The 18,932-nt window shown below is 41.8% G+C and carries 15 protein-coding genes and 2 pseudogenes; 7 read left to right on the forward strand and 10 right to left on the reverse strand.

Features of this window, described 5'->3' with window-relative positions; all coding sequences use genetic code 11:
- Positions 1-6: 6 nt before the first annotated feature.
- The 4 genes and pseudogenes from ACM0OX_RS09775 to ACM0OX_RS09790 form a co-directional block, all read right to left on the reverse strand.
- Positions 7-957 carry an RpoD/SigA family RNA polymerase sigma factor gene (locus tag ACM0OX_RS09775; RefSeq protein WP_414514707.1) on the reverse strand — a complete coding sequence of 317 codons (951 nt, stop codon included), beginning with the start codon at positions 955-957 and terminating at the stop codon, positions 7-9.
- A gap of 89 nt (positions 958-1,046) precedes the next feature.
- A pseudogene (locus ACM0OX_RS09780) lies at positions 1,047-3,294 on the reverse strand (ATP-dependent RecD-like DNA helicase).
- A 216-nt stretch (positions 3,295-3,510) separates the two neighbouring features.
- A complete protein-coding gene (locus tag ACM0OX_RS09785; protein WP_190901214.1) occupies positions 3,511-4,464 on the reverse strand; it encodes a ParB/RepB/Spo0J family partition protein in 954 nt (317 codons plus the stop codon).
- Position 4,465: 1 nt separating this feature from the next.
- On the reverse strand, positions 4,466-5,218 hold the full coding sequence (locus ACM0OX_RS09790; protein ID WP_069074509.1) for a ParA family protein: 753 nt from the start codon (positions 5,216-5,218) through the stop codon (positions 4,466-4,468).
- A 257-nt stretch (positions 5,219-5,475) separates the two neighbouring features.
- Between ACM0OX_RS09790 and ACM0OX_RS09795 the strand changes: the two genes are divergently transcribed.
- The 6 genes and pseudogenes from ACM0OX_RS09795 to ACM0OX_RS09820 all read left to right on the forward strand — a co-directional run bounded on the left by ACM0OX_RS09795 (position 5,476) and on the right by ACM0OX_RS09820 (position 9,777).
- Positions 5,476-6,069 carry a hypothetical protein gene (locus ACM0OX_RS09795; protein WP_414514708.1) on the forward strand — a complete coding sequence of 198 codons (594 nt, stop codon included), beginning with the start codon at positions 5,476-5,478 and terminating at the stop codon, positions 6,067-6,069.
- A 50-nt stretch (positions 6,070-6,119) separates the two neighbouring features.
- Entirely contained in the window at positions 6,120-6,311 is a 192-nt protein-coding gene (locus tag ACM0OX_RS09800; protein WP_414514758.1) for a hypothetical protein, read from the forward strand.
- Positions 6,312-6,570: 259 nt separating this feature from the next.
- Positions 6,571-7,632 (forward strand): RRXRR domain-containing protein, encoded by a 1,062-nt coding sequence (locus ACM0OX_RS09805; protein WP_414514756.1) that lies wholly within the window; start codon positions 6,571-6,573, stop codon positions 7,630-7,632.
- A 120-nt stretch (positions 7,633-7,752) separates the two neighbouring features.
- Positions 7,753-8,100, forward strand: a pseudogene (locus ACM0OX_RS09810) (hypothetical protein); the annotation flags it as partial.
- 416 nt (positions 8,101-8,516) lie between these two features.
- A complete protein-coding gene (locus ACM0OX_RS09815; protein WP_414514709.1) occupies positions 8,517-9,476 on the forward strand; it encodes a ParM/StbA family protein in 960 nt (319 codons plus the stop codon).
- Between the two features lie 10 nt (positions 9,477-9,486).
- Positions 9,487-9,777 carry a hypothetical protein gene (locus ACM0OX_RS09820; RefSeq protein ID WP_414514710.1) on the forward strand — a complete coding sequence of 97 codons (291 nt, stop codon included), beginning with the start codon at positions 9,487-9,489 and terminating at the stop codon, positions 9,775-9,777.
- A gap of 331 nt (positions 9,778-10,108) precedes the next feature.
- Here ACM0OX_RS09820 and ACM0OX_RS09825 read toward each other — a convergent pair whose 3' ends face one another.
- Entirely contained in the window at positions 10,109-10,738 is a 630-nt protein-coding gene (locus ACM0OX_RS09825; RefSeq protein ID WP_414514711.1) for a Uma2 family endonuclease, read from the reverse strand.
- An 82-nt stretch (positions 10,739-10,820) separates the two neighbouring features.
- Positions 10,821-15,620, reverse strand: coding sequence for a hypothetical protein (locus tag ACM0OX_RS09830; RefSeq protein ID WP_414514712.1), 4,800 nt, complete (start codon positions 15,618-15,620; stop codon positions 10,821-10,823).
- A gap of 47 nt (positions 15,621-15,667) precedes the next feature.
- Between ACM0OX_RS09830 and ACM0OX_RS09835 the strand changes: the two genes are divergently transcribed.
- Complete coding sequence (locus ACM0OX_RS09835; protein WP_414514713.1) at positions 15,668-16,198, forward strand: hypothetical protein; 531 nt, start codon at positions 15,668-15,670, stop codon at positions 16,196-16,198.
- Positions 16,199-16,418: 220 nt separating this feature from the next.
- Here the strand turns inward: ACM0OX_RS09835 and ACM0OX_RS09840 are convergent, their stop codons facing one another.
- The 4 genes from ACM0OX_RS09840 to ACM0OX_RS09855 form a co-directional block, all read right to left on the reverse strand.
- Positions 16,419-16,820: a hypothetical protein gene (locus ACM0OX_RS09840; RefSeq protein ID WP_012412939.1), complete on the reverse strand. Its 402-nt coding sequence runs from the start codon at positions 16,818-16,820 to the stop codon at positions 16,419-16,421.
- A gap of 263 nt (positions 16,821-17,083) precedes the next feature.
- Positions 17,084-17,602 (reverse strand): hypothetical protein, encoded by a 519-nt coding sequence (locus ACM0OX_RS09845; RefSeq protein ID WP_414514714.1) that lies wholly within the window; start codon positions 17,600-17,602, stop codon positions 17,084-17,086.
- The gene (locus tag ACM0OX_RS09850) at positions 17,518-18,369 is read right to left on the reverse strand and encodes a hypothetical protein (RefSeq protein ID WP_414514715.1); all 852 of its coding nucleotides are present in this window, start codon (positions 18,367-18,369) and stop codon (positions 17,518-17,520) included. The genes ACM0OX_RS09845 and ACM0OX_RS09850 overlap by 85 nt, the downstream gene beginning before the upstream one ends.
- 106 nt (positions 18,370-18,475) lie before the next feature.
- Complete coding sequence (locus ACM0OX_RS09855) at positions 18,476-18,910, reverse strand: hypothetical protein (RefSeq protein WP_163936408.1); 435 nt, start codon at positions 18,908-18,910, stop codon at positions 18,476-18,478.
- Between the last annotated feature and the right edge of the window lie 22 nt (positions 18,911-18,932).

The following is an 18,932-nucleotide window of genomic DNA, read 5'->3' on the forward strand; positions in this document are numbered from 1 at the left end:
GATGGTTTAATCAAATAAATACTCTTGTATGTCGTTTTGTCGATGGCGGAGAATGCTTATAGCTTTGACCTGGATTTGACGAATCCTTTCTCGGCTAAGATTTAGCTGTTGGCCAATCTGAGCGAGATTGAAATGCTGATCGTTCTCTAGCCCAAAGCTTAAAGTCAACACTTGACGCTGTATAGGTGTCAATGGTTCTAAGAATTTAGCTACGTCTTGCGATAGAAGTTCTTGGGTGAGCAGTTTTTCTGGTGAAGCGCTAACGTCTGCTAAAATTTCGCCCAATTCTGTCTCTTTCTCGTCTCCGACTTGTTTATTCAAAGAGATGGCTGTGCGAGAAGCACTGAGATATTCTCGAAGCTTATCTGGGCTGATGTTTAATGATGCAGCCACTTCTTCAGCACTAGCATGACGACCAAGTTTTTGAAAGCTTTCTCGCTGCACTTTTTTAATTTTATTAAGTATTTCAGTGAGGTGAACAGGCAATCTAATAGTGCGCGATTGTTCTGCTATTGCTCTGGTTATAGCTTGACTAATCCACCAGTAGGCATAGGTTGATAGCTTATAGCCCCGGTTGGGATCAAACTTTTCTATACCCCGTTGTAAACCGATCGCTCCTTCTTGGATCAAATCTAGAAATTCCAAATTGCGGTTCTGGTATTTCTTGGCAACAGATACTACCAATCGCAGGTTAGCTGTTACCATTTTTTGTTTGGCTTTTTGGCCAAGGTGTAGTGCTGCTCGGACTTGTGCTTCGGTTTTTTCGACAGCATTAGCTAATTGAGTCAAAGTTGGTTCACGGTCTAGCTGTTGGGTGAGTTCATTTTTAGATTGCTCAATGGCAATCATTTCTTGTACCTGTCTACCATAAGCAATTTCTTCCTCTGGCTTTAATAAAGGATACTGACCAATTTCCTGCAAATAGATGCGAACCATATCGGAACTCAGGCTGGACATACAAACTCAACACTTTTTTAAACCAAGGAATTTAAAAGTATAAATCAAATAGCTCAATAAAGTTTTCTATTTTTAATAATCAAAATTCATCACCAATGCAGTCCTGGGTGAAGTAACCTCTGCTGTAACCGTGTGTACCGCCGTTGGTCATCAGTAGAGCGCACCGCTAGAGATATCGCTTTTTTTGCGCCAACTACGATCGCTAACTTCTTGGCACGAGTTATACCAGTGTAAAACAGGTTCCGGGTCAACATCATATAGTGCTGCATATAAATTGGCAGAACTATCACCGGATATTCTGAGCCTTGGCTTTTATGAATCGAAATGCTCCAGGCAAGGGCAATTTCATTCAGGTCAGCGTAATCGTAAACCACAGTCCGCTCACCATACAGTACTGTAACTTCCTGCTCGACAGTATCAATGGTGAGGATTATTCCCAAGTCGCCGTTGAAAACTTCGCGGTTGTAGTCGTTGGTTAGCTGGATGATGCGATCGCCCTCGCGTAACAAATTCCCACCTCTGTTAATCTCCACCTTGCTGGGGCTGGGTGGGTTGATCAACTGTTGCAATACTGTGTTCAGGTTACGAGTCCCGATTACTCCCCGTGTCATCGGGCAAAGCACTTGGACATCAGTAGCAGGATTAAAACCTAAGCCGGGGAGCAAGTCTGTAATCAATTCGCAAATTGCTTGCACTCCATGTTCAGGCTGATGACCTCCGCCGTGCCAAATACAATCAGACACGGGATTATCAGAAATTGGCTCGATTGTTGGGTACTGTCCCCGGTTGATTTGGTGAGCAGCAGTGATAATTGCACTTGTTTGAGCTTGGCGGAATACCTGGGTTAACCGCACTACGGGAACTCGCCCAGAATTGATCAAGTCAGCCAGTATTTGACCTGGCCCTACAGACGGTAACTGGTCAATATCACCCACCAACAACAATAGAGCGCCAGCCAATACTGCTTTAACCAAGGAGTAAGCCAGAAATAAATCAAGCATCGAAGCTTCGTCAGCGATAATTGCCGTGTGGGGTAAAGGATTTTCGCTATCGCGCTTGAAACCCCTTGAGCGCGGGTCAAATTCCAACAAGCGATGAATTGTCTTTGCCTCCAGCCCAGTCATTTCACCTAAGCGTTGAGCAGCCCGTCCAGTGGGTGCAGCTAGAGCAATAGATTTACCCATTGCTTTCCACAGACTGACAATGGTGTGAGTTGTGAAGGTCTTTCCAACGCCAGGGCCACCAGTGAGGATCATGATTTTGGAGTACGCTGCTGTTTCTACAGCTTGGCGTTGCTGTTCTGAAAGCTGAATTTTACGGTTGGCTGTAAAGCGGTCAATCCAATCACGCACACGCTCAATGTCAGTGCCAACAGGTTTTTCCAAGCGTTGGCGTATCAGTTGAGCTAAATTTTGTTCTGTATGAAAGTAAGTCGGCTTGTAGCAAAGTAGTGTTTTTTCTTCATCCCACTCTCTAATCAGGTCGTCTGTTAAAGCCATATCTTTAATAATGATCGCGACCGCTTCTTCTGTGGGCTGATGAGATTCGGTAGTCAGTAGTTTGATTACCGACTCAATCAGTTCGCTTTGTGGCAGGTAACAGTGGCCATCTTCGGCAGCTTCACTTAAACAGTGGATAATTTCCTGCACGGTAACGAAATTCTGAATCCGGGGCAATTCCTATATTTCTCGCAATCTTGTCAGCAGTCAGAAAGCCAATACCGTAGATGTCGGCTGCTAGCTGGTATGGGTTTTTGGTAACAGTAGCGATCGCTTCATCCTTATATTGCTTGTAAATCTTCACAGCATAAGTGGTAGAAACACCATGCCCCTGGAGAAACACCATCACTTCTTTGATAGCTTTCTGAGTTGACCAGGCGTTTTTGATGAGAGTGATCCGCTTTTTGGCAATACCCTGGACTTCAATCAGTCGTTCAATCTGGTTTTCGATAATGTCCAGGGTTTCTAAACCGAAGTGAGCGACGATACGCTTGGCTGTGACTGGGCCCACGCCTTTAATTAAACCACTACCCAAATATTTTTCAATTCCAGTGAGAGTAGCTGGTTTGGTTTCTTTGTAGTTGACTACTTGGAACTGGGGGCCAAACTGAGGATGGTCACGCCAGAAACCGGTTAGCTGTAGAGTTTGACCTGGCTGAATATTAGCAAAGCTGCCGACAATTGTTGTCAGTTCGGTGCTGCGGGGGCGGGTCAGTCTTGCCACTGTGTAACCCGATTCAGCAGAGTAAAAAGTTAAACGTTCTACGACTCCGGTGATTGTTTCGTGTTGAGGAAAGGCACTTACTTGTTGAGGGGAAAGATTAGAGGGAGTGGACATTGTTTATGCTCAGATGCCGCACATTATTACAATACTGGAATTCAGTTCAATCATAGTACATAAATACTATACTCTTTTGAGATTACAGTAATAGTAGATGATAAAGTCGAAAATGCTGCTTCGCTTCCCCATACGATGACTACGAGCGCAAGCTATGCAAGCTACGCCTCAAAGGTTGGTGAGGAAAGTGAAATATGTTGTAAAAAACCATAGATTTTACTCTAATAAAGCTTCAATTTGCCCTAACAACTTATCTAAAACTTTTGCTTTATTAGGATCTTCCCAGATTTTAGCTTGCTTAACTCGCTGATAGGCTTCCTTCATCCGATTAGGAAGGATATTCGGCTGAGAAGACTTAGGAGGTTGAACTGATTGAATGTAACTTTTGATATCTCTAACTGAAAGATTTTCTTCAATAGTTTTCACTAGAAGTTGATGTCGCTGATCTTTGTCTTTCAATTGAGCGATGATACGAGCTTTGGTATATTCTAGTTGTCCTTGGCGCAAAGTTTCTAGAACATCTTTAGGTAAATTTAGTAAAGGTAGGCGATGACTACGAAAACTGTCTGGAGTCAACCTACCTATTACTGAAAATATCTTTTCTACCATTTCCCATTGGTTACGAACAACGTTGTTCGTAGTTTCTGTTTTTTGCTTTTGGAGGTTAGCAATATGATTGAGTAGGGAAATAACTTCTCCTTGAGAGCATTCCAAGCGAATAGATAGCAGTTGCAAAATAGCTTCAGTTTCCTCAACCGGATTTAAATCTTCCCGTTGCAAATTTTCGAGGAGGGCGACTTGGAAAGCATCTTGGTCATTGAGATGGCGGATAATAACCGGAACTTGCTCCATTCCAAGAGTTTGAGCCGCACGGTAGCGACGTTCACCAGCAATCAATTCATAATTACCGGATTCTAACGGTCGGACAAGCAGTGGCTGCAAGATGCCATGTTCACGAATAGAAGCAACTAGGCTTTCCATTCCTTGAATTGAAAAATAACGCCGAGGCTGATGAGCAGCTAGGTGAATTTGAGTTATTAATAAAGATTGTTCAATAGATTCGTTTTCCGAGAGTTGAGGATTATTGGTAACTCCTACTAAGTCAAGGAATTGTCTGGTTTTATTCGGAAATTCCATTTCATCTGCCATTGACAAGCGCCGCTTCGCCATATTACTCCTGTTCTGCCATTTCCCTGGCGATTTCTTGATAAGGTTCAATCAATTTTCTTTCTGTGGTATATCGATGAATTGGTTGACGCGCCAAGTTGGACTCTGGAAACTGAACAGACTTAGGAACTGGTTCAAAAATTTTGACCCCAGGAAGTTTAGTTTTAAGAGTTTTGAGAGCATCTTGGGTCGTGAGTGTACGGTCTGCCATTGTAGGCAAGACTCCTAAAATTTGCAAATTGGGGTGAGTGTCTTCATCACGAAGACTTTCGATAGTTTCCAATAATTGTCGTAAGCCTTCTAAAGCAAAAAACTGACATTGAACGGGGATCAACACTGCATCTGCTGCCATTAGTGCATTTAGAGTCAGCATACCTAAGCTAGGTGGACAATCAATGAGGATATGAGCAAATTCTTGCCGTAAAGGATTCAACTTCTTTCTCAGGATTCGGCTATTATCTGCCGAGGTCAAAATTTGCTTTTCTCCAGATGCTAGAGATATGTCAGCCGGAATCAGCTTGATTCCGTACTCGGTGTCAATAATAGTTTCAGATGCGCTCTGTTTACGATCTGTAAGTACTTCATAAGCAGTCATCTGCCCTGGCTGAATCTTGATTCCTAGACCTGTGGTTAAATTGCCTTGGGGATCAAAGTCAACTACAAGGCAGGAGGAACTTTCTGCCAGCAATCCACTTAGTGCAATAGTAGAGGTTGTCTTGGCTACTCCTCCCTTTTGATTAGTAACTGCGATAATCATATTTTCTTAGTACTATGCGATTTTTGATGAAAAAACATATATATATTAGTTACAGAATGAACTGATTCTATGACAATTTAAGTAGACCGCAAAGATTTTCACAAGTTTTACACCAAAGTAATAAAAAACTAATGCTCAAAATTGCTTGTTACCTAAAAAGCTAACTATACTTTCATTCTGGCGATGAGGAGCGATTTAGGGAAATAAATTAGCGCTTAAAATAAACTTATTTCCCCAAGTCCACATAAAAAGTTCTGATGAAATCAAAAGAGCGATCGCCCAAGCTACCTAAACAACAGCCAAAACCCAACGACCAAAGCCCAAAGCTTGACCTTGTTGCTTATAAAGCAGTAGAGAAACAGCAGCCAACCTCTCAGCTTGGCATTACTCCCATTGATGAGCCGCCGTCAGTTGAGCAGCCAGCCCAAGCAGAGGTGATATCTCCTTTAAGGTCAAAGCCGAACGCTGCTGAGAAACCGCAACATTTAGAGAAAAGTAAAGCAGAACGTACCTCTTCTGACAAGAGAAGATCCAAATCACCGCAACAGCCTAAGCAACAGGGTCAATTGACAAAGAACGATGATGAAGAAGAGTTACCGCCAGAACGCTGTCAACATATCCAGTTTTTGGATTGTAACTCCTCAGTGGGGCGTGTCATATTCGAGTGCTATCAATGTCAACAGGGAATAATTAGCGAATATACTGGAGAGCCTGTGATGGGAGAATACAAAGGTCATCCTTCACTAATTCAGGTGAAAGTCCAATGTCCTAATTGTGAGCAGACGGCGATTAGATTAACAACAGGTCAAGTGCTTTCGATTACGGCGATTCCTTCACCTTGGCAGCAATGATGCTACCTCCCTCTTCAAGAGTGATTAGTAAGAGATATTTACGATTGATAATGCAAAAGTTGAAAATTTTACCCTCAATAATAACTGCACTAACGGCACTGACACTAACTAGTTGCAGCACTACTACTGCTGAACAGTATGAAGCTACAGCACTCACCAGTTACTCCTGGCAAGTCAAGTATGCGAATAACCTAACTAGTCAACCACAGCCACGCAGTCAACTACCCTACCCTAAACCCTAGCGCTCCGCGCCACGGGTTTTGAGGATAGGGCTTGGAACAGCCAGGTTCTAACAAAGCGTTGCACTAGCCCAACGAGCCAACGAGATAGCACAGACTTCCGAGCGTTTCCCTAACTCGGATTGCCTCTAAACCGACTGGTTATCGGTGCTTTTAGAAAGGACATCTATCTTGATGGTGGGCGAAGGGACTTTCTCACTTAGCGATAAGGATTATCTCCAAAATGCGCGTTTCAGTTCTCAATCCAGACGGTTCTCCTGCTATGCCCACCAAACCCAGCCGCGCTCGTCGCTGGCTCAAAGCGGGCAAGGCAAAAGTCGTTCACAACGACCTGAATCTGTTTTGCGTTCAGCTAATCTGCGAGCCATCAGGCTACGAGGTTCAAGACATCGCACTCGGCATCGACCCCGGCAAGATGTTCACGGGTATTGGAATTCAGTCATCTAGGTTTACGCTGTTCACCGCACATCTCATCCTGCCCTTCCAGGCAATTACAAAGAAGATGAATGGTCGCCGAATTCTGCGTCGTGCCAGACGTGCCAGACGTATCAACCGCAAAGTGGCATTCCATCTCAGAGCGCATCGCCAGAAGCGCTTCTCGAATCGAAGGCAGGGTAAATTGCCGCCTTCGATTCGAGCCAACAGGCAGATGGAATTGCGGGTTACGAAAGAGCTAATCAAACTCTTCCCCGTCTCTGACATCCGCTATGAGGTCGTCAAAGCCAGAACTGAAAAGGGTAAAGGACGCGGCTTTTCTCCGGTGATGGTCGGACAGAAATTCATGTTTCAGTGGCTAGAAGAACTCTGCCCGACTGTTTCTCAGGAAGGGTGGCAAACTTCGACGCTCAGGCAGCAATTAGGGCTGGCTAAAGACAAGGGTGACAAGTCAAAGCAGATTCCTGAAACTCATGCCAATGACGGCATCGCACTGGCGGCTAGTCACTTTATGTCATACCAGTCGTTTCAATCTAGCAATGGGCGCGGTCATCACTGGCAAGGTCAAGTCACCGTCACAAAATCGGTGTTTCGGGTGATCAGCCGTCCCAATCTTTACCGTCGTCAATTGCACTTTGAGAATCCGGTCAGTGGCGTGACCGGAAACCGTAAGCGCAAGGGTGGCACCATTACACCCTTTGGGTTCAGGTCTGGTGATTTGGTTAGAGCAAAGAAGTCGGGAAAGACTGTTCTGGGCTGGATTGGTGGGTACAGCGAAGCTACAAAAATTGTCAGCGTTTATGACATTAATTGGAGACGATATGGACAATTCAAAGCCTCAAAAGTCGAACTATTGCAGCGCAGTACTAGACTCTGCGTGTCGAGATAGAAGAGAGTGGGCGACTCCGTGCCTCCGTCACCCGTCGCTATCCCTCCCCACCTTGCTCACTGCAAAGGGCGCTTCACTGCTTCTCCGTTCCCTGAAGGTAGGGACTCCCGCGAATATATTGAAACTTTTGCGAATACTTCAATGTTGAATCGGAATGGATTGAAACCGGCAGGAGCAGTTGTTGGCCCAGATGACCGAGGGTTATGGTGGCCTACTTTACCGCCGCGACCAAGTGTTGATGAAGTTGAACAACGCAAAAGACCTCAAGAAGAGGTAGGTAAACCTGAATTGATTAAAGATGTAAAGTACAAACTGACCTATGGGGTGGGTAATTCTCAGCAGACCCTACCTACTAATTATGATGTTTATCGGCAAGTAGTAAAAGCTTATCCCCAAAAAATTCCTTTGGAATTAACTTTGGGTGTGAATGATAATTCAGTTGAGAAAGCTGAACCTGTAAGCAAGTAATAACGCACTCGTTACTTAGTCAGCAAGAAGTTAAAGATCAAAACTGAATTGCTTTTCAACAAAAAATTGACAGTAAAGTATAAATCAAAAAGTCAACAATGATCTAATTTAATTTTTGCTGCGTTGATAGAAAAGATTTCAAAAATTCTTATTGGGGGCTACATGGGGGCTATATATACCCCAACAATAGTTCAGGACTTTGATGAGATTTTGACCCCTATATAGGGTGCATATAGGTGCTAAATGGGGTATATTTGACTGGCTAACAATTTGTACCCCATTTAGCCCCCAAGGGGTTATGATAAGCTCTTGAGTTGGGAAAATAAGGGGAAATTATTTTATTCTTCTTTCTCTTGCTCTTGCAGATCACTTGAACAGATAATTTTCACAAATCAAAGTGTATTACCTTTGTCTTTATGTCAAACATTCACACGTTGCAAAAAATTTTTCCTGCGGGTTTTGATAACGGTTACGGAAGTCTCAAACTTTTAGTCGAAGGATTTGAAGTAGTTCGTGTCCCCAGCTATATAACCAATGCCGAGATGGAAGATGTACCTGGGCGCGTAGTTTTTAACGGCACTGCTTACACCGTTGGAGAGTCTGCTTACCGGACAGGAAATTATTTTGACCGCAACACAGACAATAATGAAAATAAAGTCAACAACGCATTATTGACTTTATTAGGTGCATTGGCACATCTACCACACCGTAAGGCTTGGCATTTAAAATTAGTCGTCAGCTTACATGATGTTGGTCTAGCTGACGAATTGCAAAAAGTACTCAATGGAGAATATCAGCCAATACTTGCTGGCAAACAATCAGACGTGAAAGTAGAAGTACTGAAAGTTGTACTAGAGGGTATGGGTGCATTGTTTGGGCATCCACTACCAAAAAAACTAACCATTTTAGACTTTGGCAATGGAACAACCCTGTATTCTCGTTACAACCGGGGTCAACGAGAAGTTCACACCGCTTACCCCATTGGTGTAGAAGTTCTCATCGATGATATCTCCCAAAAAATGAAACATTTAAATGGGGGAAAAATTGGGGATGCTTCCAAGATCCGATTTTGTCTGGAAATGGGGCATACAAGATACAGCCGTGACATCGATATCAAAGATATATACAGCGCTTGTTTGAAAGATTGGTATGAAAAATACTTGAAGAAAGTGGTGAATCTGACACTAGATGCCAAGCATCAAGGGGATGAAATCTGGGCGATTGGTGGAGGTTGCCTCTTACCAGGATTTAAGAAGCTGTTGGAGAAAAACGGCTTCAAAATCCTGGACAATCCTGTAGAAGCCAATGTCTCTGGGCTTTTAGAGATGGCAAAAACCATTAGCAGTAAGAACCCAACTACTACATCTTTTAAGTAAAGTTATAACAATGGTAGATAAAAAAGACTTAGCACCGGAAAAAGTTCGCCTCAAAGATAATTACCGAGAGCGCATATTTGCAGAATCGCAAAAACTAGATAAAAGTTACCTGGACACGATTTACTTTATAGTTGATTGCTATTTTGTTTTCATTAAGGCTGGATTACCTGTACAACAAATGGCAAACACTCCGATTAATACTGAGTCAAACCAACTCACGTCTTGGACTCCAACTCCATTTGCACAGGAGAAAGAAGAAGATTCTGAACCGGAAACATTCAGCCTTGATTTTGATTTATAGCCGTCACAGGAAGTTGGCAACACGCTAAAGATGGGGAATTAGCTTTAAGGGTGGTAAGTGGAATTTACACTTGTTTTGCGTAAATTCCTATCGGGTTTTACATTTTCAACTCAGAATTTGGTTTGGGGAAAAGGTTACTGGGTTTGGGTTAAAGGTTTTTTATTTCCTTTTTCCCCCGCCCCTTATCCCCAGAGGGGGCCCCACCTTCCCCTTTCCCCCTTAACCGACAAGTATTGGGAGAGGGGCAAGGAGAAAACTATATTGCATAATAGCCGAAAGCGCTGTAAGGTTTAAAAATCTTGCATTGACAATTTGTTGAACTCTAAAAAGTTTAAATCACCGAGTCAAAAACTTGTTGTGCGGTTAGATTCAACTGCAAAAAAGTAGGAGACACTATAAGGTTTGTTTCTCTAAAGGGTGTCATTTGATATTCGCCATCAATAAGTTCACAGACAAAAATAGTCGGAACTTTGGGACTACCAATAAATACACGTCCACCCAACGCTGCATAATCCACAATCCAATATTCAGGTATACCCATAGCTTCATAGTCACGAAGCTTATCGTAATAATCATCCTGCCAGTTGGTTGACACTACTTCAACTATTAGTTTGACCGAACTAGCATTATGGATAACTGATTCCTTCTTCCAGCGTGTTTCGGTATCAATAGTTTCTTGATTTAAAACAATAATATCCGGTTCGTACCCTGATTTCTCTCGGAATGGTTTAATAATGGATTCTTTCGGTATAGTCCAGATACCGCGTTTACCCATCTCTCTAATTGTGATCAGTAATTCTTCAATCAAAAAACCACCTAAATCAGAATGCTCCCCTTTAGGCTTTGGCATCTCCACAATCACCCCATCATGTAATTCATAACGTACTTCTGAGTTTTCTGGATACCATTCAATAAATTCATCGAAAGTCAGTAGCTTTAGTTCCGATTGTGTTTGACTCATAAAAGTTACTGGATTTATTTTTACTCCTACTGTAAGAACTGCCTAGAACGCATAATTCTCACAAAATCGCGTTGCTCCTATATTATCTATGAATTTCTCTTGACTGGGCTTGATAAGAAGAGTAAGTCTTGTCAAAAAGAGAGTTAGCTCCTTCAAAAGTTTTTATAATTTCAGGCGTGACTCGTGAGGTATGCACTTTGCCTGATTGAACACCTAAAACTACATCTCCATTTTTCTGTTGGATAGTCAAATCTTTGCGCTCAGTGTTAAAGCTGAGGTCATAAACCTTGCCTTTAACTTCAGTGAAACCATCTTGCCGAGATTGTCCCAAAACCATGCCAATCCTTTGAGCAATTTGAGTCAACCGACTGATGACTTCAAGCTCAGATGTATCTTTATTCATTACTGTCAACGCTTCGGCTGATAATTGCTCACCAGCTTTAAATTGATTGGCAACTTCCACAATGCGTTTTTTGTAATTCTCCGACTTCCCTAACTTATCTGCGGTATTGTACCAATTTCTCAAGTCATCAATAGTAACTGTCGGAAGCTTCTCTACACCTAGAGGTTCGGTTTTCACATGATTACTAATGTCTGGTGTAGAAGGAGTAGTGGGGAGTAATGGAGTTATAGATTGGTTAGGTGGGGATTGTGCGGTTTGTTCTGGTGGTTTCAAAAACTGGGGTCGTGTGGCGAGGGAATTAACTCTTTGTTGATAGTCACTATCCGATTCAATAATTGCCCCAAATTTCTTGGTCATGCTCGACAAAGTTTTGGCAGGGATGGAATTATCAACCAAGTTAAATACCGCTAGACCTTTCTTAGTTTCCCTGATAACATCTTCTATTGGTACTTGCTGCCATTCAACTTTTTGAGCAGTTAACCATTTAGTCACAGTCTCAGCTTTCTGATTGTCAACAGCCAAACCCATGACTCCAAGTTTTTTGTTTGATTCTGTAGAAAATAAGAAAGTAGGACGCTCTTTAATATGATGTAGAATTGGCTCACTACTATCAATCATATACAGTTGTTGAGGGTTAACTGATTGAGTCCCAAAAACCTGAAATTCCTTCGTCCAAATAGTAGGATATTCAACGGTCTTAGGGTCAATTTGAGCGCAAATAACAGAAAAATTACTTTCAATAATAGTGGGTGCGGGTGTTAGTTGTCCGGTTTTGAGCAATCCAAGCTGTCTGAGCGCGTCTTTGTCTTTCTTGAAATGTAATACTCCCAGGGGTTCACCATTGAGAAATACTGCATCTCTAGTTTTAGAAGCTGAGGTTTCGATAGTCAGTTTTCGGTAATCTTGATCATTGAATGTCTGACCAGAAAAATCATAAAAGTTAATTTTATTAATTTTGAGGAGATTCCCATTGGGAGATTCACCCAGGACAAAAGCTTGATCTCCAGTTTCGGAGATTGACGTAAGCCTTAGTTTTAGGGGATTACCATTTTTCAGGTAATCAATTTGTTTCAACTGTTGGACAGAATCACTGTCTAACTCACCCAGAGTTTTCCCATCAAGTTTGATTTTTACTGTTTTGTCAGTCACCGGCACAGTGCCAAATTCTAAGTTGACCGGTTCGGTGTTAAAAACAAGTCCTGCATAAGAGAAGTTCTTGAGTTCACGGATAGTAATTTCAACCGGCTCGTTTCCTGGCAGTCCAATAGTTGCTTTGGCAGTAGCAGGTTCTACCCCAATGAAATTAGCTTGCGCCTTTGTGCCAATTGGTAACATTCCAGCCCTGGTTTCGAGCATGGCGAATTCCTTATATTCGCCGTCAGCATCCTGGACAAACATTAGTCTGGAAACGTGGCGTTCATGTCCGACTGGGTGGTGGCTAGCTCTGATTTCTATGGGGTGTTTTTCGTCTGGGTTCCACTTTCTGCCCAAAAATTGATTTGCTTCATTATTAAGTGTGACTAACTTCGGTTCGCTAAATTGCAGTTTCTCCAAGCGGGAGATAATCTCATTGGGGAAAGCAGCGAAGGCAAAATTAGAGACTTTTTTAGCGATCGCCTGGGGGTTTGCGTTTTCTTTCCTTGCAACTTCGAGTTCATCCTGACGGGATGCACAGATATTCCAAGCGGCGGCGGCGGATGCAAGTTTTTCTGACTCTGGGATCGAGGCGTAAAATGCTTCAGCCGTCTCCTGCGCCAAGGCAAAGAGTAGTTTAGTTTGGCTTCTAGTAAGTTCTGGTTTTAGTTCTAGGAGTTTAGCTCCTTGCATGGTCATCCCCGCCTTGAGATTGTAATCTGCTTGCAATTGTTGGCTAACTGTCCCCAGGTTGCGGTAAGCGGGTTTTCCATTTTCCCCAACCTCGCCATCTATCTGTGCAACTGCTAATAATTTATGGGGGCGTTCACTGTTTGTGAATTTAATCTCATCTAGGCGAATATTAAGTGTCTGGGCTTTCCAGATTAGGGAATGCCCGTAGCGGGTGAGGTTGGTAATTTCGAGTTGCGTTCCTGAATCCGTTTGAATAATTGCGCTAGGGCCAGACTCTGTTTCTCGCCGCCTTGAGGCACGAACCGCAGCGTTGAATTTCAGATCGAACTCGTACTTCGCGGTGATCGCTGCAAATTTTTGTTGTGGTGTAAATTCTACCCCTTTGAACAAGTCTTTAAACTGGACGATGGGACGCGATTCTAACTGTGATTCTTGGAAATATTTATTGGTTTGGCTAATCAATAATTCTACTGGTGAGTAGCCTTTTGGTGTTATCCCTGTGTTTAAATAAGCTGACGAAGATTTCTTATCTTTAATATAATTAACATCACGATATAAGTAGCGGCTGTTTTCCCGGATTTTATCCATTTCAGGTTTTTTAGCGCTTTTGAATAAATCAACCGCTATTTGGTTTTGATAACATCCCTCACCAATCATTTCTCGGTACATCAGGCGGTTAACATCCATCGCCTGTTGAATAATCTCTCTTCTTCTGTTAGGATTCTCAGCTAGAGCTACAACAGATTGCATAAAGGGTTTGTACTCTGCTCTAATTGGTTTGGGCTTCTCGCCATATTCCTGTTCAAATAAACTTTGGTAATGGCTAGAAACTTGGTCTAAATAAGTTGATTGTTGTTCGATAGTCCCATAAGTTTTAAGTACCTCAATTTCCGATTCTAATGCTTCCAGTGCTGTCACTTGATTGTTGATTATGCCCACGCTGATGCTATCGCTCATGTGGATGGCGATTTTTTCAAATGGGGGTTGGGTTCCATCGGTGGGATCATAAAATGATTGTTTTTTGAGCTTAACCGTGGGTGAATAGGCGTTTTGGGGAAGATTTCTTTGCTCTGCCTCTGCTGTTAAATTGGGGTATAAGCTAGCTCTTGCCACACCAATGCAATCACCATCGTAGTCTCGTGCTTGGCGTTCTGATTCGGTTTCTGCTGGGTCGATAAAATCAACATCAACCCCTCGCGCTTCTAAATCTGCAATTCTTTGCTGTATGCGCTTATGGTCTTCGTCATTGACTACAATTATGCCTTCTAAGGGTTCACCATCTGGAGCAACACGGTCTTTAATGTGTTTATTAGTAGAAACACACAAGCCATTAGAGTTAAGAAAAGGAGAGCGAAAGTTAAGAACTTTTTCTCCTTGCTCCAGCCAAGGGGCACAGATTTCACCATTTTTGAGTTCCTTGGAAGGAATAATCATTGCTCGGTCAAAAGTAAGCGTTTTCCCAATAGCAATATCTCGCCACTCACTTTGTACAAAACGACTTAGCTCCTGCTTTACCTTCTCTGTTTCTAATAGCTGTTGATGACCAAGTAAATCAGCTTTAATGAGTTTGTACATAAACAAGTCATCTTTAGCACTCTCGTCATCCAACTCCTGATCTGCATCTAAGTCATCATTTGTCCCTAAGTTTTTAACATTTGTTTCTTGATTGATAATGTCTGATGTTTTTAATTTACTTTGGCTCAATGATTCTTTACGTTTTTCGTATCTTTCACAATAGTAAGCAGCAACAATTCTTGGGTCATCTTCAATAGAGGCTAATCTTTGAGCTTGTACCTCTAATTCTTCGGCAAAATCTTTAATTCCTTGAGGGAAAGATGCCAGCAGTTGGGAGATAGACATCTGACCTTGTTGAGATTGTGCTTTTTCAGCTAACCAAATATTTTGCTGATATAATCCTGGTTGAATTTGAGGTTTAGTAGGGCCTTTGGGTCTATCCTTGTCTGTTCCCTTAAAACTGCTTACGGGAAGAATTATATCGATTTTTGGTTCATTTTTAGAATTTGCATATTTTATTCTATCTAGTCTGTATGGTCGCAGTGTTCCTTTGCCAAAGCGATATTCAGTCGTATCTTCTCCAACTCCATCTACCCAACCAAATCGATGTTGAATTACACGATAGCTTTTATCTGTTTGGGATTCCCTTAAGGTTAGCTTGTCATAAAGTTGTGTTGAAATCTGCCCATAACAATCACCAACTAATTTATATGCCAAATCATTCGATAATATCCCTCCATTTTCACCCCGGTTCTCAGTAGAATCATCTACTACTAAAATGTTTAGCTTTTCGTGAATCGCATTTTTACAAGCCCCAAGAAAAATGGAACCATAAGCACCCCGGTCTTTACTATCTGGACAAATTTTTTGAATTGTTTCTAAACATTCTTTATCTCCATAAAGTAAGCGAGTCTTAGAAGATAGTAATAAAATTTGTCCATCTGGATGATTCTTTATTTCTTCAGCAGTGCTGTATTCATCTGAATGTCCAAATGAGAATTCTTTGTCAGGAAAGTAAAATTCCAGTAAAGTATTACTGAGCTTTTCAGTTAAAATTGATTGAGAGTCGGTTCTGCTATCGTCTATATAGATCCACTGATTTAAACGAGGGTCAAAATGCTTTAATTCCAAAGTCATAAGATTTGAAATTTGATGAATATTAATTAAATTTTTGAGAGGTTTTTATGTCAAGGATTAAGCGTTGGATAAATATGAATAAAAAAGAATTCAACCCAGATGGAAGCTTAAAAAGTGAAGCTCGGCAAGAAATGTTATCCAAAGGTGAAGATCCAGGAGCAATTGATAGTTATGCTCGTAGAGCAAAAGAAGAGTATGACGAGTGGAAGCACCTGGACGAGACTGATCCAGAGCCGTGGCCAATCTACACAGCCTACGATTTCTTCACTGAACAAGAAAAAAAAGAATTTAACCCAGATGGTTCTCTCAGACCTGAATATGTAGAATACGCTCAGAAAATTGGTATCAGTGAAAGTGCCCTCGAACAACTTGAGTGGCGCAAGAAAATGGAGGTTGATAATTACAATAAAGTGTCTGCCGATCACGTAGAACAAGGCATCAACTTTGGTGCATGGTTGATGAGAGGAAGGATTGAAGACAGCAGAACCTACGCTCAACGTCGGCAGCAGATGGAGCAAGACCTGCGTAACTTTGAGGATGCTGACAGTTTGCCTTTTGACAAGGACACCTCTTATTAAAGTAGGTGACTTACGCTGTAAAGAAAGTTTTTATCCATCAAATGCAGTGATTTGAACTGAATATGTGAAAAAAAGCGATCGCCTCACCTTGGGCATGAAAGTAAATATTCATAAACTGCCTTTTTACTCCGTTAACTTGAAAGATTTTAGAGATTGTTGATGGAGTACCATAGTCAGTAATCGCAGTGCAGTAAATAAATATACCGCCCTGTCATTGTGTTTATCTATGATGTTTTTTACTGTGTGGTGGGGTGTTTTTTGATAATTCTTTGCCAAGAGATAATTCCGACGAAGAATTATTAGATATTGGTGAAGTAGCTATTTTATATATGGCAAAACAGCAAGAAATAGCGACTATTGAGATTAAAGTAGCCTGACCAATTATTTGCCAGCAGTTGAAAGTCAGTTGAGGCTGAACTCGCTTAAAGAAAACAGACTCCAACTTCTGGTGAGTCGTACAATTTTTCAAGTACTCCAAAACTTGCAGACATTGAGAGATATCTTCGCCTTTATGTACTTTTTGGCACAGCAGAATTTCTAAGCGTTCAATGCGACGTTCGGGAGTAGACAAATTAATATCGTCCCAATCATCCCAAAGTTTAATTTCTTTTAGTTCGTTCATAACTTCATCCCTCTATCAAACTATTGATGCTGTTCCGAATGGCACGCTTGTTAAGCGTTCGTTAACCCTTGGTATTACTGGTTTTGGGGTGTAGGGAATTAGGAACAACTTGGTTTTGTCTAGCGGACTAAAATTCAATTTTTATTAACACTACACCCAACACCCTGCCCTGACGATATTTCACATGAGTCTTCATGCCATTCGATGCTGTTCCAAAGATAGGGAAAACTAAAACAGACAGTTTCTCTTTCCCCAAAACTTAATTATCTGCGCCGTTTAGGTTTATTCTTATTACGTTCATACTCAGCAATAATATCCTTGGTCTGTTGTGGAAAAATCACACTTTTATTGTTAAATCGCATTTGGTATACCAGATAACAGGGACTTTTGCGATCAGGACAGGAAAGATTTGTTGGCAGATTAATGATTGTTACTCCTGCAAAAGTCGCAGAAGCTAACATGGCAGAGCCAAAAAAGAAAATCCCAGAGCGACCTGAACCGAGCCAACCACCGAGCCAAAAAACAAGTCCTTTGAACTGTTCAAAGCGTTTTTGACGAAGTTTTTGACGTTCTAGTTGTGCTTCGTTCCATGCCTGTATTTTTTCCAGCTTGTGGGCAGCTAATTTATTGGCTTTAGCATCGGAGGCTTTTTCGACTTGAATATCAATAGTGCGTTCTTTGGCTGCAATTTCTTGTTTTAATCGGTATTCGTTCCATTCTCTAATGCGTTGGGCGACAGCATCGGCGTGGGCGAAGAAGATGGTAAGGGTGTCGTCTCCCAAGTCACTCCAGATAACTGTAGCCTCTGCTGCTTTTTTTCGGCGATTCTCGCCATGATTCTTTCTTCTAATTGAGCGAAGAGGTTATTTTCAGAATCGCTCTGTTGTAATTTCAGTGCAACATTTTTAAGGTAAAGTGATTGAACTAACTCTGGGGCTTCTTCAGCCTGAGCAGCAGTAATTTTATCAATCAAGCTAGATAAATCTTCTCTTGCCGCTACAGCTTTTTCACTAACATTCTCAATGACTGCATCTAATTTTAATTGTTGAGAATTTTCGCTTTTACCTAGAGTTGTTAAGCTGGCTGCAACTTCTTCAAAGGATTTGTTTTGCTCTTTTATTGATTTGTAGGTTTCAAGAAAGCGTTCGCACTCATCTGGGCTATACTCATCTTGCTCAGATAGTCCGCAGATTTGGAGAATTATTAAAGCCTGAGAAAGTGCGATTTTATAGCCTCTTTCACGAGCAATAACTAGTAATTCAGTGATATCTAATGGTAATTGGGCTTTCTTCCCTTGTTTTTTCCCCCCATTTTTCGTTGACGACGAGGAATTGCCCTGAGTTTCTGACAGTGCATTGTCAACAACTGGAGATAATAGAGCCATTACTTCCTCCTCAGTTCCACCCTGCTCAATTAAAGTGCGACATTCACGAAACCTGTCTGCATCATTCTCGGTATATAACTCTTTTTCAGGTATCCCACTCAAGCGTAAAGTCCGGCTAATTTCGGATGGTGAGAGGTTGTTAAAAAGTTCTTGTGGTTGATACATAATCATGAATTACTATTTAAAAAGCTTGAAACGACATATTTGCGCTCACTGAAAAAGATGCTCAGAAAGGAGCAATGCGTCAAATCAATTCAAAAAATGGTCAGTCCTAAAAAGGATTTAACCAGTCAGTTCCCGACTCCGATTCTTCTGGTACAGGAGTTCTGGCTATTTGTAATGGTTCTTTGACTGAAGTCCTGGATATTGGTAATGGTGATGATTGTATTAGTTGTAGTGGCTGTGATTGATTAGAGGCTACTGCAATCATCGGCGTTCCTTGAGGCGGGATTTCTCCCAGCAGTCCCATCAAATATGAAGAGTGGAGTTGAAGGCGGTAAAGACAAGCACGAATGTGTGGCTCTAAATCCACTGATTGATTCACAGCTTGATAAGCTAAAGGAAGCCAATAGCTGCTGATAGCAATCATCGCCATATCTTTAGCAGGATAAAGAGTATTTCTGGAGTTTAGATACTTAATTACCACGGCTTCGGAACTATCAGCCTTAACTCTACTTCGTAAGCGAAACTCAACATCTGAAAACATTCTAATATTCCTCTCTTCACGA

It is taken from the genome of Nostoc sp. PCC 9305, assembly GCF_963920915.1.
Lineage (GTDB): Bacteria > Cyanobacteriota > Cyanobacteriia > Cyanobacteriales > Nostocaceae > Nostoc.

What these genes read in the sequence shown, in the direction of transcription:
- ACM0OX_RS09775 (WP_414514707.1), bottom strand. Translation starts at nt 957, where the DNA reads ATGTCCAGCCTGAGTTCCGATATGGTTCGCATCTATTTGCAGGAAATT.
- ACM0OX_RS09785 (WP_190901214.1), bottom strand. Translation starts at nt 4,464, where the DNA reads ATGGCGAAGCGGCGCTTGTCAATGGCAGATGAAATGGAATTTCCGAAT.
- ACM0OX_RS09790 (WP_069074509.1), bottom strand. Translation starts at nt 5,218, where the DNA reads ATGATTATCGCAGTTACTAATCAAAAGGGAGGAGTAGCCAAGACAACC.
- ACM0OX_RS09795 (WP_414514708.1), top strand. Translation starts at nt 5,476, where the DNA reads ATGAAATCAAAAGAGCGATCGCCCAAGCTACCTAAACAACAGCCAAAA.
- ACM0OX_RS09800 (WP_414514758.1), top strand. Translation starts at nt 6,120, where the DNA reads ATGCAAAAGTTGAAAATTTTACCCTCAATAATAACTGCACTAACGGCA.
- ACM0OX_RS09805 (WP_414514756.1), top strand. Translation starts at nt 6,571, where the DNA reads ATGCCCACCAAACCCAGCCGCGCTCGTCGCTGGCTCAAAGCGGGCAAG.
- ACM0OX_RS09815 (WP_414514709.1), top strand. Translation starts at nt 8,517, where the DNA reads ATGTCAAACATTCACACGTTGCAAAAAATTTTTCCTGCGGGTTTTGAT.
- ACM0OX_RS09820 (WP_414514710.1), top strand. Translation starts at nt 9,487, where the DNA reads ATGGTAGATAAAAAAGACTTAGCACCGGAAAAAGTTCGCCTCAAAGAT.
- ACM0OX_RS09825 (WP_414514711.1), bottom strand. Translation starts at nt 10,738, where the DNA reads ATGAGTCAAACACAATCGGAACTAAAGCTACTGACTTTCGATGAATTT.
- ACM0OX_RS09830 (WP_414514712.1), bottom strand. Translation starts at nt 15,620, where the DNA reads ATGACTTTGGAATTAAAGCATTTTGACCCTCGTTTAAATCAGTGGATC.
- ACM0OX_RS09835 (WP_414514713.1), top strand. Translation starts at nt 15,668, where the DNA reads ATGTCAAGGATTAAGCGTTGGATAAATATGAATAAAAAAGAATTCAAC.
- ACM0OX_RS09840 (WP_012412939.1), bottom strand. Translation starts at nt 16,820, where the DNA reads ATGAACGAACTAAAAGAAATTAAACTTTGGGATGATTGGGACGATATT.
- ACM0OX_RS09850 (WP_414514715.1), bottom strand. Translation starts at nt 18,369, where the DNA reads ATGTATCAACCACAAGAACTTTTTAACAACCTCTCACCATCCGAAATT.
- ACM0OX_RS09855 (WP_163936408.1), bottom strand. Translation starts at nt 18,910, where the DNA reads ATGTTTTCAGATGTTGAGTTTCGCTTACGAAGTAGAGTTAAGGCTGAT.